Origin of the sequence: Oceanobacillus jordanicus, from assembly GCF_022095695.1 — a bacterium.
Classification (GTDB): domain Bacteria; phylum Bacillota; class Bacilli; order Bacillales; family Amphibacillaceae; genus Oceanobacillus_B; species Oceanobacillus_B jordanicus.
This window is the reverse complement of sequence record NZ_JAIFZM010000007.1, coordinates 104,818-118,916: the sequence shown is the minus strand read 5'-3', so window position 1 is coordinate 118,916 and position 14,099 is coordinate 104,818. Positions and strand designations below refer to the sequence as shown.

12 protein-coding genes are annotated in these 14,099 nt (G+C 42.4%); 1 reads left to right on the top strand and 11 read right to left on the bottom strand.

Annotated elements, in window-relative coordinates; translation table 11 throughout:
• Positions 1-52 precede the first annotated feature (52 nt).
• Positions 53-1,447, top strand: coding sequence for an NAD-dependent succinate-semialdehyde dehydrogenase (locus tag K3T81_RS10035; RefSeq protein WP_238019754.1), 1,395 nt, complete (start codon positions 53-55; stop codon positions 1,445-1,447).
• Positions 1,448-1,612: 165 nt separating this feature from the next.
• Here the strand turns inward: K3T81_RS10035 and K3T81_RS10030 are convergent, their stop codons facing one another.
• The 11 genes from K3T81_RS10030 to K3T81_RS09980 form a co-directional block, all read right to left on the bottom strand.
• Positions 1,613-3,454, bottom strand: a complete 1,842-nt coding sequence (locus K3T81_RS10030) for an exo-beta-N-acetylmuramidase NamZ family protein (protein WP_238019752.1) — start codon at positions 3,452-3,454, stop codon at positions 1,613-1,615.
• 22 nt (positions 3,455-3,476) lie between these two features.
• A complete protein-coding gene (locus K3T81_RS10025; RefSeq protein ID WP_238019750.1) occupies positions 3,477-3,839 on the bottom strand; it encodes a PTS lactose/cellobiose transporter subunit IIA in 363 nt (120 codons plus the stop codon).
• Positions 3,826-4,581, bottom strand: a complete 756-nt coding sequence (locus K3T81_RS10020; protein WP_238019748.1) for a carbohydrate deacetylase — start codon at positions 4,579-4,581, stop codon at positions 3,826-3,828. Before K3T81_RS10020 ends, K3T81_RS10025 begins: the two co-directional genes overlap by 14 nt.
• 7 nt (positions 4,582-4,588) lie before the next feature.
• Positions 4,589-5,875 (bottom strand): PTS cellobiose transporter subunit IIC, encoded by a 1,287-nt coding sequence (gene celB / locus K3T81_RS10015; protein WP_238019746.1) that lies wholly within the window; start codon positions 5,873-5,875, stop codon positions 4,589-4,591.
• A 22-nt stretch (positions 5,876-5,897) separates the two neighbouring features.
• Positions 5,898-6,200, bottom strand: coding sequence for a PTS sugar transporter subunit IIB (locus K3T81_RS10010; RefSeq protein WP_238019744.1), 303 nt, complete (start codon positions 6,198-6,200; stop codon positions 5,898-5,900).
• Entirely contained in the window at positions 6,197-7,534 is a 1,338-nt protein-coding gene (locus K3T81_RS10005) for a 6-phospho-beta-glucosidase (protein WP_238019742.1), read from the bottom strand. Before K3T81_RS10005 ends, K3T81_RS10010 begins: the two co-directional genes overlap by 4 nt.
• A 361-nt stretch (positions 7,535-7,895) precedes the next feature.
• Positions 7,896-9,803 carry a BglG family transcription antiterminator gene (locus K3T81_RS10000; RefSeq protein WP_238019740.1) on the bottom strand — a complete coding sequence of 636 codons (1,908 nt, stop codon included), beginning with the start codon at positions 9,801-9,803 and terminating at the stop codon, positions 7,896-7,898.
• A gap of 119 nt (positions 9,804-9,922) precedes the next feature.
• Positions 9,923-11,062, bottom strand: a complete 1,140-nt coding sequence (locus tag K3T81_RS09995) for a PrsW family glutamic-type intramembrane protease (RefSeq protein WP_238019738.1) — start codon at positions 11,060-11,062, stop codon at positions 9,923-9,925.
• 69 nt (positions 11,063-11,131) lie between these two features.
• Positions 11,132-11,284, bottom strand: coding sequence for a hypothetical protein (locus K3T81_RS09990; protein ID WP_238019915.1), 153 nt, complete (start codon positions 11,282-11,284; stop codon positions 11,132-11,134).
• Positions 11,285-11,348: 64 nt separating this feature from the next.
• Positions 11,349-12,473: a M20 family metallopeptidase gene (locus K3T81_RS09985; RefSeq protein ID WP_238019736.1), complete on the bottom strand. Its 1,125-nt coding sequence runs from the start codon at positions 12,471-12,473 to the stop codon at positions 11,349-11,351.
• Between the two features lie 16 nt (positions 12,474-12,489).
• Positions 12,490-13,911: a YfcC family protein gene (locus K3T81_RS09980; protein WP_238019734.1), complete on the bottom strand. Its 1,422-nt coding sequence runs from the start codon at positions 13,909-13,911 to the stop codon at positions 12,490-12,492.
• Positions 13,912-14,099: the final 188 nt, after the last annotated feature.

Sequence of the window (14,099 nt, the reverse complement as noted above, 5' to 3'; positions counted from 1 at the left end):
CTTAAAAAAGGGAATTAACAGGATAGGAACAATTTTAAAGGAGTGAATAATCTTGGCAGATATGATAAAAGTAATGAATCCCGCAACAGGGGAGCTCATTCAAGAAATAAAAAAATTCACGGAAGAGGAAGTAACCGAAGCCTTGCGTAAAGGGAAGGAAAGCTTTGCTTCATGGAAAAAAGTTAATGCCCATGAGCGTGCACGCCTCTTAAATGCCTGGGCATCTAAATTACATGAAAACAAGCAAGAAATTGCGGAACTTATGACATTAGAAAACGGAAAGCCTTTAAAAGAGTCAGAAGGAGAAGTAGCCTATGCGGCAAGCTTTATCGAGTGGTATGCAGAGGAAGCAAAACGAATTTATGGACGCACCGTCCCTGCTAACACGGAATCCAAGCGCATTATTGTGCAGAAGGAACCAATCGGTCTGGTTGCAGCGATCACCCCGTGGAATTTCCCGGCGGCAATGATGACGCGAAAAGCTGCGCCTGCTTTAGCAGCTGGCTGTACCTTTGTGGTCAAGCCTGCATCAGAAACGCCACTATCCGGCATTAAAGTAATTGAGCTTGCACATGAAGCCGGAATCCCGGAGGATGTTATTCAATACGTTTCTGGTTCCGGAAGTGAGATTGGCAAACTGTTTACCGAAAGTGGATATGTGCGCAAAATTACGTTCACTGGCTCCACTTCAGTCGGTAAAAAATTAATCGAGGGTAGTGCCAGCACTGTGAAAAATGCAACAATGGAGCTAGGCGGCCATGCACCCCTTATCGTAGCAAAAGATGCAGATTTAGATCTAGCGGCAAAACAAACCATTGCTACTAAATTCCGTAACGCTGGCCAAACCTGTGTCAGCGCAAATCGGATTATTGTGCATGAAGATGTAGTAGACGAATTTGCTGAAAAACTCGTCGAAGAAACAAGAAAGCTTAAAGTTGGCAATGGTCTAGAAGAAAATGTAGCGATCGGGCCAATTATTAATGAAGATGGCTATGATAAAATCGTGGCCCATGTAAAAGATGCGAAGCAAAAGGGTGCGGAGGTACTACTTGGTGATGAATATGATGCAAACCAAGAGAAAGGCTACTTCTTCGTCCACCCTACTATTTTAAAAAATGTCACAACCGACATGGATATTATGCATGAGGAAACCTTTGGCCCAGTTGCTCCAATTACTACCTTTAAGCAGATAGACGAAGCCATTGAAATAGCTAACGATACACCATTTGGCCTTGCTGCCTACTACTTCACGAACAATTATAAAACAGGTACGTATCTAAGCGAACAGCTTGAGTATGGTATTCTCGGCTGGAACGATGGTGGCCCATCTGCAGCACATGCCCCATTTGGTGGTATGAAGGAAAGTGGACTTGGTCGTGAAGGTGGACTTGAAGGAATTGAGCCATACTTGGAAACCAAATATATTTCAATTGGTGATTTTGAATAAGTAGAATCGTGAAGCGAAGCATGGAAGAGGCATTCTGAAGCGTGAACGCTAAAAACTGAAGCGACAGCGACACATTTGAAGCCACAGCATCAGCCAATTTTTAAAAAGTAACTCCAAAACAAAAACCAAGCCTGAGCAACTATCTAGTAGCTCAGGCTTGGTTTTTTAATGTTGCAGGTCAACTACGATTCTAGATGAAAAACCAGGTGTTTCGTAGGCAACGTCTCCATCTACATGTAGCTCTACTACGATGAAATCCTCTTCCGTATAAAAATCTATTTGGGACAGCACTGGACTGTTATTTATCTGGATCGTCCCTCCGTTCGGATCTAACTGTCCTTGTATTCCTCCGTACGGAACTTTTATAAACAGGCGATCCTCTCCTCTTTCTATTTCATAATTGGTTGTTGTTTTATTTAGGTCGAGCACAACTCTAGAATAACCTGACTGGAGACCGAAGCGAATGTTTTCCAACAAAGGCGTTGAAATAACAGCAGGACGTTCTGCTTTTAACTTTTGATAAAAAGCACGTACGATTCCCGACCCATCCTGATCCGCTATAAATGTGCCTTTCTCAATATTGCCGTCCAATCCATCTAGCTCCCAATCCACGTCCTCTTGTGCAATCGTCATCTTTTCTCCGTTTTTATCATAGCCTTTTACTGTTAAATCCACAGGCTCCCCTGGTGCTGCAGTTAAATCAAGTGGAAAGATCCCAAGAACCGCTTGCTTTTTATACGGTTTCGCTCCCTTGGGATAAGGGCCATACATTAAATATCGGTTCCTAACTTCGCTTACCCACTCCTGTTGTTTCTCTTTCCACGATGCCATAATTTCCGATACTGGCATGTCATCTAGAATCATCTGAGGTACTTCCGGATCACCAATTAGATTGGTATAGCTTGCTGTCATTTCAAATTCCTCAGGATTTTGATCTCTCATGGCATCGACTAAATTTAAACCAAGTGCAACCAAATTGATGGAGGACGGATCCGTTATATGGACCTGTACCCCCGCTACTCGCTCGCCTTCATACTTACCAAACATCGGTGTATAGTATGCTGGGCGGAAATTTACACCAGCTAATTCTCGACTTTTCATTTCCTCAGCAAGCGCTTCAGCATCGATCCACGGTGCACCTACCTGTTCAAATGGTTTGGTAGTGCCAAGACCAGTAGAAAGCGTTGTGTCATCGACAAGTTCAGTTCCAGCATAAAGGTAGGCGGATTCTTGTGTTGGAATATTTGGTGATGGGAGTATCCAAGGAAGTCCCGTATCTTCAAAATGCATATCCCGCTTCCAGCCTTTCATTTCAGCAACTTTCAAATCAACGCCCATGCTATACTCATGGTTCCACATTGTTGCCAATTCACCTGGCGTCATTCCGTGTCTGACAGGCAGGAGGAATCTCCCCATAAAACTCACGGCATCCGCTGAACGAAGTGGCCCTTCAACCCTCTCTCCACCAATTGGATTTGGTCTATCAAGTACGATTAATTCCTTATCCATCTCACCTGCGGCCTCCATGGCAAATCCAAGTGTATAAATATAGGTATACACATTAGAACCAATGTCCTGAATATCAAATAAAAGGACATCTACTTCTTCCAGCATTTCCTCGGTTGGCTTCCAGGTTGATCCATACAAACTGTAAACGGGCAGCCCTGTTTCTTCATCGATATAGGATTCGACATACTCACCTGCCTCCTGGTCCCCTCTTATGCCATGTTCTGCTCCGAATAACGCAGTTAAATTAACGTCAGGATGTTCGTAAAGTAAGTCAATTGTACTGTTTAATTCATGGTCTACGCCGGTTGGATTCGTGATGAGGCCAACACGTTTCCCCTCCAGCCAATCTAAATGGTCTTCCATTAAGACCTCTACTCCGGGTTTAACGTTCGCTTTTTTCTTGCTCGTTTGGCTAGCTTCTGCACGATGATTACTCCCTCCCCCAAACAGGCTAAAGAGTAATACAAAACAAAGTAATAGAATATGACGTCGTTTCATGAAAAACACCCCTTAACTAAGATTAATCAAACCTTTCCATCTCTTTTGTACCTATCCACTTCTCTACCATCTGCTCCAGCCTATCTTGCCTTTTATACAAATAAATCATTTCTTCTATAAGTGTTTTTTCTGACATTACGGTCATAAGGTGATCTTGGGCATGTACTAATATGACAGGGAGAACACCTAACTTTTCTTGTGCGTCTTCTTGGATGAAGGATGTTTGTACCTTGTGCGCTTTAAGGAGTTCATCCGAAGCTTCCTTCAGCAAGTGATCTGTTTCAGAGAAATTTCCAGTCCTTGTCTTTTCCAATGCCTCGTGTAAAATCCCCTTGGCATTCCCTGCATGCAAGATAATTTGCATCGATAAATTATTTATGTTCATCATGTATTCCTCCAAAGTGTATGAGCTCAATAGATTCAGAAGTAAAGAGATGCATCACGTTTTTGTCTGTTAGAAGTTCGAGCTCCTTCATCCGCGTCTCGGTGTAACTGCTTCTTTCTAAAAGCCATGTATCCAAAAATGCTGGATGGCACATGATTTCACTGACGCCCTCTTCAGTGGAAGTGATGAGATTTTCCAAGAAAGCAGGTTGCACCGTTTCTTCATAAAAATCATAATGCAGATAATCCGTACTTCTCACCTTCTGCCAGCTATTTTTTGAAAAGGACCTCACTGGTAAGCTGTACGCCTCGGCAACCTCCAGTACAGCTTCCAGCGCTTGTGGAATATGCAAATGCTTATGGTGGTGACTGTCAATATGGGTAACATGCGGATACCATTGTCGTAGTAAATCAAGCTGCGCAAGTAATTCAATCTTTATCTCTTCTTTTCTGGCAGAATTACTTAGTACTTCCCCTTTCAAGAAATAGCCGCTTGTGTCTACTAGACTTGGGACATGCCGAGAGATTGGTTTCCCGGCATCTAATACAAAATGCAATCCAACACCTAAATTAGGGTGTCCTTTGGCAAGTTCTACAGCCTGTTTGGCAAAGGCGGTGTTCACCATTGTTGTCGTGCTTGTGACTATCCCAAATTGATGTGCATATAAAATGCCCGCTGTCACGCCTGGTGTCATCCCAAAATCATCTGCATTGACGATTACTTGTCTTTTGCTTTGCTGCATGAACGTGTTACGCCTCCTCTTCCTTAGCTGCCGCAGCTGTTTCTTTTCTCTCTTCTTCCTCTTTTAGAAGCTGTTTATCATATAATTTAAAGAACGGGAAGTAGATAAACATCGCTACTGCAATATTGACGAGCATGAGGATACCTCCACGAAAATCACCTGTCGTTAAAATACCGGATAAAGGTGGTGGCATGGTCCATGGCACTATAACATAGGGCTTCCCAACTAAACCGATGGACATGGAGAAATACGTTATAACACCAACTGCGAGCGGTGCTAGAATAAACGGAATGATTAATAACGGGTTCATGACAACCGGCGCTCCAAAGATAACTGGCTCACTAATATTAAAAATGCTTGCTCCGATTGATCCTCTGCCAAGTCCTTTAAGATGCTTGGATTTTGCCAGGAACAGAAAGAGCAATGTAAGTGCCAACGCCATGCCCGATCCCCCGACTGCCCACCAAATCGCCATATAAGGCTGGCCAACTATGTGTGGAAGTTCTTCTCCTGCTCGCTGTGCTGCAATATTTTCATCTGTTAGGCTATACCAAATTGGTGCCATAACACTTGCTACAACAGAAATTCCATGAATCCCAAAAGACCAAAGCAGGTGGATAAGTAAAATGGCAATCATAGCTCCCCAGAAGCTCCCACCAAGCATTTGCAGTGGTTCACGAAGAACAGCACCAACAATTCCATGCAATGATAGATCCCAGCTAGATCGAAGTATAAGATCTACGCCCCATACCAAGGTTATGATCACAGCGCCGGGAATGAGCGCTGTAAAGGCTCGCCATACGGAGGGTGGCACAGTGTCTGGCATGCGGATCACAATGTTTCGTTTCTCGAAAAAGCGGAAGATCTCCACTGTGGTAATGGCCAGTAAGATGGCGATAAATAGTCCTTCACTACCCATTAAGTTAAGCGGAATATTTCCTTCCTCTGTTAAAGGGGTCGCAACAAAAAATGCTGCGGTACTTAACACACCTGCTGAAAGACCATCCATGCCATAACTTTTAGCCAAGTTATAAGCAATGGAAAAGACAGCAATCAAGCCAAGCAACCCGAATGTTGCGTCCACCGGGATGCTAAGCGAAGCTGCAAATGGTGCCATAAATTCTGCCCATGGTTTGTAAGGTGGTGAGGAAATAATTAAAAAGATACTACCAATGATCAATAATGGCATAACGGCAATAATCCCATCACGCACCGCTTTTAAATGGCGCTGCTCCGCCAATTTTCCAGCCACAGGCATAAAATAACGTTCCATAAATGCTTGAAACCCTTTCATAGACCTTCTCCCCTTTGTTTCTTTATTTTTTCAAATCTAATGCTTGCTCTAATACTGCTTTTCCATCGAGCGTGCCATATGCTTTCATGTCGATGATCGCTATCGGCACACCGGCTTCCTCTGCCTGCTTAAACAATGCGTTTTTCTTGTAACGAATTTGCGGACCAATTAACAGGACATCTGCTGTCTTGAGCTGCTTTTCAAGATCATCCACAGAGTGTGCTTCAATTTCCGCATCAATTGATTGCTTTTCAGCTTCCTGGTTCATCTTCTTAACAAGTAAACTTGTACTCATTCCAAGCGCGCATAATAATGTGATCTTCATCTCTTCACCTCCATAGTGGCTGACATCCCTATGTTAAAAGGTTCTCCGGTTAGATAAGGCTCGTTAACTGCCAGCATTTCCTCTAAAATTTGCTTTGCCTTCTCGGCCGATGGAATAAGCGGGTGAATAGTTAAGGCTTGAATTGCAATTCCCTTATCTCCCGTGACGGCTGCTTCTACTGTCAATTCTTCATAAGCCTTTACGACTTGTAGTAAGCCCCTGATTTGGGCTGGCGCCTCTGAAGTTTGCAGTGGTGTAATTTGATGGTTTTCAACAACACAATTGATCTCCACACACACATCATCCGGCAGGCAGGAAATTGCTCCATTATTTCGGACATTCAATGTGTGAACCTGCTGAGTGTTTAAATGAATATCATGAATAAGCCGAACTGCAGCTTCCGAATAATAAGCGCCACCTCGTTGTTCCAAGGCTTCAGGCTTTTTATCTAAATCTGGGTCTTGGTATAGCTCAAACAACTCTGCTTCCACTTTTTTCACCTGATCTGCTCGTGTTTCATTTTGTTCATATTCTAAAAGCTGTTTCTGCAAAATGGTGTCCGTTTGGTAGTAATACTTATGATAGCCGCAAGGAATCGCCCCGAGGGACTGCAGAAAGTCATGGTCCCAGCCAAAGTCAGGTATATTTGCAGCCTCATAACTAGCAGATTTACCTGTCAAAACATCTTGAATGTGTGATTTTCCTTTAATATACAATCCGGTTATCCAAATTAAATGATTAATTCCGATGAAATTAATCCGCACGTCCTCCATTGCCACGTCATACGTTTTCGCGAACTTCTTATAATAATTAATCGGATTATTGCAAAGCCCCACCACTTTAACGGTAGAGTGTTTTAGCACAGCCTCTGTAACGATGCCTGCAGGATTCGTAAAATTTAACAGCCAGGCATCTGGAGCAAGCTCTTCCATTTCCTTGCAAATACCTAATATAACCGGGATGGTACGAAGTGCTTTCATAAACCCTCCTGCTCCGGTCGTTTCCTGCCCAATAACCCCATGCTTAATCGAGATGTACTCATCATGTCGACGCATTTCTAACTGCCCTACTCTTATTTGCGTAATGACATAGGTTGCTCCCTTAATTGCAGCACGTCTATCCAATGTAGAAACGATCTTAATGTCGTGCTTGGACTTTTTTACCATGCGTTTTGCCAGCGCATCCATGATCTGCAGCTTTCGCTCTCCTTGCGGGATATCCACCAGCCATATTTCCTTTATTGAGAGCACGTCAGCTTCCGCAAGCAACCCTTCCAAAAGCTCTGGAGTATATGATGAACCTCCACCTATTACTGTTATTTTGATAGGTTCCAAAAGATCCCTCCTTTCTTTAGTGTGTCATTAATATTTTATTCTGAAAAATAAGTCATTTGCACCCACTCTTTTTCCATTGGCAACGGAAAAAGGCTGTATGGAAACCGAAAACAAAAAAAGAATCGACCCAACCTTCTCTAAAAAGGCAGATTGATTCTCTCACTATACGTCATCCATTAAATGAAACACACTGCTAAGGAAAATTGTTAATAAAGTGAAACTTCAATCAGTTGTGGGTTTCGTTCTTCCCACACTGGTTGTTAGTTGAACGAATCGGGGTGTTAGCGTCCGTTTACTCCCACTACATGTTTTTTGAAGTGGGAATCTTACGGACGCTTGCTCCGGGAGAACGCAAGGGAATTCACCCTATACCCATCAACCGCTTAAACGCATTAAAATTTTTAGCTGCAACTAATTGTCTAATCAGGTGCTGATCCTCCAACAAGTTCCCTAGTTCTTCAAACATCGGCTTGAGTTCATGCTGCCTATCCTTGCTGGCATTTAAGAGGAAAATTAACTGGACCGGCTTGTCTCCCCACTCAATAGGCTTTACGAGTGTCATAACAGACCAAAATGTACGGTTCGTTTGTGGCTCCAATGGATGAGGAATTGCGACAAGATTGCCAAAACTCGTGGATGCATATACCTCTCTCTGCAAAACGGAATCGAGGTAGTTGCTATCAACCAATCCCAATCTCTCGAGATCGTTACATAGGAAACGCAAAATTGTTTCAGGGTCCATGAATTCTTTACGAAAATATGTAAACGGTTCCAAGAAATAGTTACGTATTACTGGATTGTTTCTCTTCATAATCCCCTTAACTTCGGAAATATCCTTTTTACCTAATATAGTGCTTACTTGAATAACAGGGATTCCTGGATCCCATAGGAGGGGGATCGTCGTAATAATAAAGTCAATTTCTTCAAGTGTGTAATGCTTTAAATTGTGCATTTCAGTAGTTCCAGCAATAACTATCTCTTCATGAAAAAGATCCTTTAATTTATACGTCAACAGCTGGGCACTGCCCATCCCTGAAGCACACACAATGAGACATCTTTGTTTATTCCTAGCTTTCTGTTTCTTCCGTTCTTGTGCCACTTCCAAATGAAGGGCAAGATAGGCCACTTCATCCTCTACCAGTTTAATAGAATGGATTTCATTCAATACCTCACTGCCAATAAGTGCTGCTTCAAATGATAGTGGATAATTTAATTTAATCTCATCGAGCAGCGGATTGCGAATGTTCATTTGGTAGTGGTAGCGATTGATAGCAGGCTTTAGATGTAGAGCTAATGCTAACCGCAATTCCATATCCTCTTTCAATTGAAAACCATACTGATTATCTATTCTTTCTACCATCTTCTCTACCAGTTCAGAAATTGCTGGATCCATGCTACAAACATGGCGATCCACCTTTTCGTTTGGTGATACAAGTCTTGTACCTAATAAATGCATGGCCAAATAGGCAACTTCATTTACTGGAAACGTAATCTGTAAAGTATCCTCTATATCGTCCACTATTTTTCTAGCAACGATATATTCTTTTTCATTCTTTAAATGGACGTAATCCAAGCCTGTTCCAATCGCTTGATTTTCTCCCAGTCGTCTAACAGCTATGGCAACATGGGTAATGAGGTTTTGGAGGCTTATATCTGAGATGAGGATTTGATTTTTTCGTAGATTGGTTAAAATACTATTTTTTATAGTCTGCAAATCCTCTTCTGGCAAAATGTCTAAGTCGACAGCACCTCGTAAGACAGATGCATCCTGTTGGTAAAGCCATTCTGCAATACAAAAGCGTATTTGCATCTCATCGCCAACGACTTTTATACCATAATTAGGCTTTTGCTCTAGTGCTAGGTTATAATCACTCAATATCTCCCTGACCTGCCGCAAATCCCCTTGCAGACTTGAGCGGCTGATGAACAGTTCATCAGCCATATCTTCAAGTTTACTATAGGTTGTTTGCATGAGTAATTTTTCCATCAAAAAATAGACCCTATTCTCCGGCTCAATTGGCGAAGCTTGCAGGGCCTGTTGTTCTAATAGTAGAGCTACTTTTTCTTTATCCAAAGGAAGTAGCTCATAGCCCTTCCCTCGAATCGATGTCAATTTTATATGATTGTCTAAGAGCAATGGTTGAAGATCCTTTAAATCATTTCTTACCGTTTTCGAACTAACTTGGAGTGCTAAGGAAATCTCTTCGCTTGTGATAGCCTGTTTGGCTGAAAGGAGTAATTGTAGAATTTTTTCACAGCGTGCATTCATACACAACCCTCATTAATTAAATATTTATCCCGCCTCGCCTGGCGGAAAGAGCCTTATGAAATGACGTTTCACTTTATCCTATTTAAAAGATATCATATTACGTCCTCTTCCCCAACTGCCTATTGACCTACATTCAACCGAACAATCTGCTTTAACCCTGCATGAATTAACGTGAAGATAAAGATCCAAGCAATTATAATTAGCACGATATACATCAGATTAAATACCTGGAACAAATAGAGTGGCATATCCCACACAGAGTGTAGAATAACAGGGACAGCAAAGAGCTTAAGAAATTTTGCATCGGTCAAGTGCTCCCCTTTTAAGGGCTCCGCTTTTTTAACATAGACGAGTGCAGCCCCCGTTATGGCTGCCCAGCTAACGTGTGTGCCAATGGACATCCAGGCCCTGTCAAACATGACAGAAAGCATAAAATCCGTCCCATTCATCGTGCCGAAGCGAAATGCATAGCCTGCTGACTCAAATGCTGCAAATCCTGCCCCAATGGCAGCCCCAATAAGAAGGCCATTTAATATGTACTTTGGGTTCAATTTCTTTATAAAATAAAGAATGATGACTAGCTTTCCGACTTCTTCCACAACGCCAACAATGATGGCGCCCCCAACATTCAGGTTATAAACCGGGACGATCGAAAACAGAATTAGGGTGGTCACAAGCGATGCGGTCCCCCCTATGAAAAACATTTTGGCAATTTCATAGATACTCAGATTCCGCGGAGCGTTCATTTCCCAAAAGAAAATGAGTAAGGAAAAGGGGACGACAAACGATCCAACCACAATAAGTCCTGGCAAAGCGTTAGGATTATGAAACATATAAGTACATACGTATAGGAAAAGATATGTAACCGCCAGAATGAGAAAGATTCTGGAAAACAACCAAGGCTTTGGCCAAGAGGTGGAGATTTCTTCCTCCCCTGGTGTCGTCAAAGAAGTTCCCGAAATAAACAGGATCTCCCCTTCTTCCTTGGAGTGTTTTTTAAAAACAGAAGAAAATATATCCCGTAAATTCAAGTCAATATTCCCTTTTTCCCCCACAAGTCCATTAATGCGTTCCGTTGCATGCAAGAAAGTACTGCGCATCTGATCGGGGATTGTTTTACCGGCATCCTCTGTTGCTGCCGATTGCGTTTGACCAGCGTCTTGTCTAAATACGTCTTCTTCTTGAATTAGCTTTATCCCACAAGATGGGCAAAACTTTGCTTCCTGTGTTACCTTTATTCCACAATTAGGGCAATACATAGAAAACCTCCTTCTTTTGGTACCCTTCATCAAATTATTACCCTAAATTGTTCAAACTTGCAACCCGATTCAGCTTCTTTTCCTACTGCTGAAAGCCATAGCTAAGAACCCTGCCCCCATACCAATCAACGTGCCTGCTGCCACGTTATCAAAAAGTAGTCCTAACCCAATACCAAGAAACATGCTACCTGCAAAAACACCCCCCCCAATACCTTGATTCATTTCCATCATCCCCCTTACTCTTTATTATTCCTATTCATGTTAAGCTGGGAAAATCCCCAGTGATTTAAACCGAATAAATTAACTTACAAAGCAAAGCGGTTCGCTCCGGAATGTCATTGATCAAAATATGTTCATCTCTGGCATGTATCCCCTCACCTGCTGCACCGAGTCCATCGAGGGTAGGAACCCCCATCGCTGCAGTAAAGTTTCCATCACTTCCGCCACCTGCACTCTCTTCCTTAAGCTTCATATTTAGTTCCTGAGCTACTTCTTTGGCTTTTGCAAATAGCTTTTCTGTTCGTTCATTCTTATGCATTGGTGGTCGCATAACGCCACCGTGCACCTTTATTTTAGCGCCCTCTGTATGAGGTTCGAGCTCTTCCATAATGTGTTCGATTCTGTCTTGTTCTTCTTCTGTTTCCATTCTTACATCAACCCCGATCGATGCTGCATCGGCAACAACATTTAGCGGCCCTCCACCTTCCACAGAGCCTACATTCACGGTTGTACCCTTATCGTAGTCTGTAAGTGACTCTAAATAAAGAATTTGCTCGGCCACTTCTTTAATAGCATTCACCCCATCTTCATGATGATTGCCAGAGTGGGCTGCTTTGCCTGTTACATCTACATAGTAGCGAGCAGAGCCTTTTCGTTCTGTTTTTAATGCGCCACTTCCGGCTACGGGTGGCTCTGTAACCAAAACACAAAAGCTGTCTTTCGCTTCCTGTTCGATCAATGCTTGCGAGCTCGGGCTGCCAATTTCCTCATCACTTGTACACAAGAAAACAACGCGTTTATCTACGTGCAGACCTAAATCCTTGCATGCTTTCATCGACCAAATCGCTTGGACAAGCCCACCTTTCATATCGAGGATGCCTGGACCAAAGATTTTTCCTCCCTCTTCCTTAATAGGAAGCTCTCCTTTATCCCAAACCGTATCAAAATGGGACAGAATTAAGAGTTTTTCTTCCCCTTCTCCGTATTCAAACCGTAAATGATTTCCGTGTTCTTTCTCTTCTATTAACATTGCACGATAGCCAAAGTGCTTTTCCAATAAGTCTTGGATACGTTGTCCGCAAACGTCTAATAGTGCTTTATCATGGGAAGGCGACTCACTCTCCACAATGTATTTCATATCCTCCATAATGTCCTGGTGATGTTTTGTCATGTATGCTTTTATCTGATCCATGTTGTTTCTCCTTTCGTTAGAATGGTCCGTAATTTATAAGAACCGCGATGCTAATAAACACAGCGCCAATGAAAGCCCAAATAAGGACAAGTGGCCAGACGAAGCGGAACCATTTATTCCACGGAACACCTCCGACAGCCAATACTGCCATCAATACACCTGAGGTAGGCGTGAAAATATTCGTTATGCCATCACCGAGTTTAAATGCTAAGACACCTGTCTGCCGTGTAATATCAAGCATGTCAACTAACGGTACAATAAATGGCATGGTGATGACCGCCTGGCCACTACCGGATGTTACCAATAAGTTAAAGAGTAAGTTAAAAACAAAGATTGCCTGGGCTCCGAGTAATGTTGGCAAACCTTCTAGTGGGCCAAAGGCATAATGAACGATCGTATCTAAAATATACCCATTTTCCAAAATGACTACAATGGCTCGTGCCATTCCAATCACGAGGGCTCCATAGACGAGTCCTTTCGCCCCTTCCATAAACACCGAAACTAATTTATTTGGCGTTATTTTATTAATAACTGCTACCGCAATGCTCATCATAAGAAAGGTTGCCGAAAGCTCGTTAATCGACCAACCGAGGTTATAAACACCAAACAGAAAAACTCCCAAGAAAACAAAGAACGTAAGAATAACGATCTTATGCCGCAGGGTAAACGCCCCAAATGAATCCGTGTCTTGTTCATCATCGTGATATTTGGCAAAAGGCGACGATCCCATCATAGATTTTGCAGGATCCTTGCTTATTTTTTTTACATAGAGACAGATATAGACAATGGTAACTAGAAGAAACACAATAAAAGCCGCTCCTCGTAGTGCAGCCCCTGAGAATAAAGGTAACTCAGCAATTTGCTGGGCTATACCTGTTATCACGGGGTCAAATGTACCTGTTGCCACACCCACATACTGTCCTAAGTAGATCATCGCAATTCCTGTAATGGCATCAAGCTTAAGTGCCCGGGCAAGAATAATTCCGATCGGAATAAAGGCAATAACAGCATTTCCACTTACCCCCGCTGTATCCAATATACCAAAAAGGGTTATAACAGAGATGATTAGCAGATATTTCCTCCCCTTAGTACGATCGATTAGAGCGTTAATTCCAGAGTTGACGGCCCCTGTATGTTCAAATACGGCAACCGTTCCACCAATAATTAATACCATAAACACAAGATTGGCTGTATCAATTAGTCCTTGTTGGATAGCTAGGAATACATCCATTACAGAAGCTGGATTCATATCTGTTTCACTGTAGCTGTCCGGGATTACTTGGGTAATCTCATTATCTGTTGTCTCTCTTTCAAAAGACCCTGCTGGTATAATATATGTAGCAATTGCTGCGAGGAGCAACAAACCAAATAATATAACGAAGGCGTCTGGCATTTTGACGCCCTTTTTGTTTTTTCTTTTACCATCATTCGTTGTCACTTCTCATCCCCCCATCTTAAAATAATTGAAAATTAACAACTTGCTGTTAATTATAATAATGAACAGCATGAAATTCAAAGAAAAAGCATAAACGAAGAATCTCCCAATTTTTCCTTTCTTTCCTAAAGAATTTTGCTATACTTATCAATGCTGGGTCATTTTACCCAGGCTAATGTTCTTATATCAAA

Excerpts from the sequence above, each read along its gene's own strand:
- K3T81_RS10030 (WP_238019752.1), bottom strand. The coding sequence starts at position 3,454 with ATGAAACGACGTCATATTCTATTACTTTGTTTTGTATTACTCTTTAGC.
- K3T81_RS10025 (WP_238019750.1), bottom strand. The coding sequence starts at position 3,839 with ATGAACATAAATAATTTATCGATGCAAATTATCTTGCATGCAGGGAAT.
- K3T81_RS10020 (WP_238019748.1), bottom strand. The coding sequence starts at position 4,581 with ATGCAGCAAAGCAAAAGACAAGTAATCGTCAATGCAGATGATTTTGGG.
- celB (WP_238019746.1), bottom strand. The coding sequence starts at position 5,875 with ATGAAAGGGTTTCAAGCATTTATGGAACGTTATTTTATGCCTGTGGCT.
- K3T81_RS10010 (WP_238019744.1), bottom strand. The coding sequence starts at position 6,200 with ATGAAGATCACATTATTATGCGCGCTTGGAATGAGTACAAGTTTACTT.
- K3T81_RS10000 (WP_238019740.1), bottom strand. The coding sequence starts at position 9,803 with ATGAATGCACGCTGTGAAAAAATTCTACAATTACTCCTTTCAGCCAAA.
- K3T81_RS09995 (WP_238019738.1), bottom strand. The coding sequence starts at position 11,062 with ATGTATTGCCCTAATTGTGGAATAAAGGTAACACAGGAAGCAAAGTTT.
- K3T81_RS09990 (WP_238019915.1), bottom strand. The coding sequence starts at position 11,284 with ATGAATCAAGGTATTGGGGGGGGTGTTTTTGCAGGTAGCATGTTTCTT.
- K3T81_RS09985 (WP_238019736.1), bottom strand. The coding sequence starts at position 12,473 with ATGGATCAGATAAAAGCATACATGACAAAACATCACCAGGACATTATG.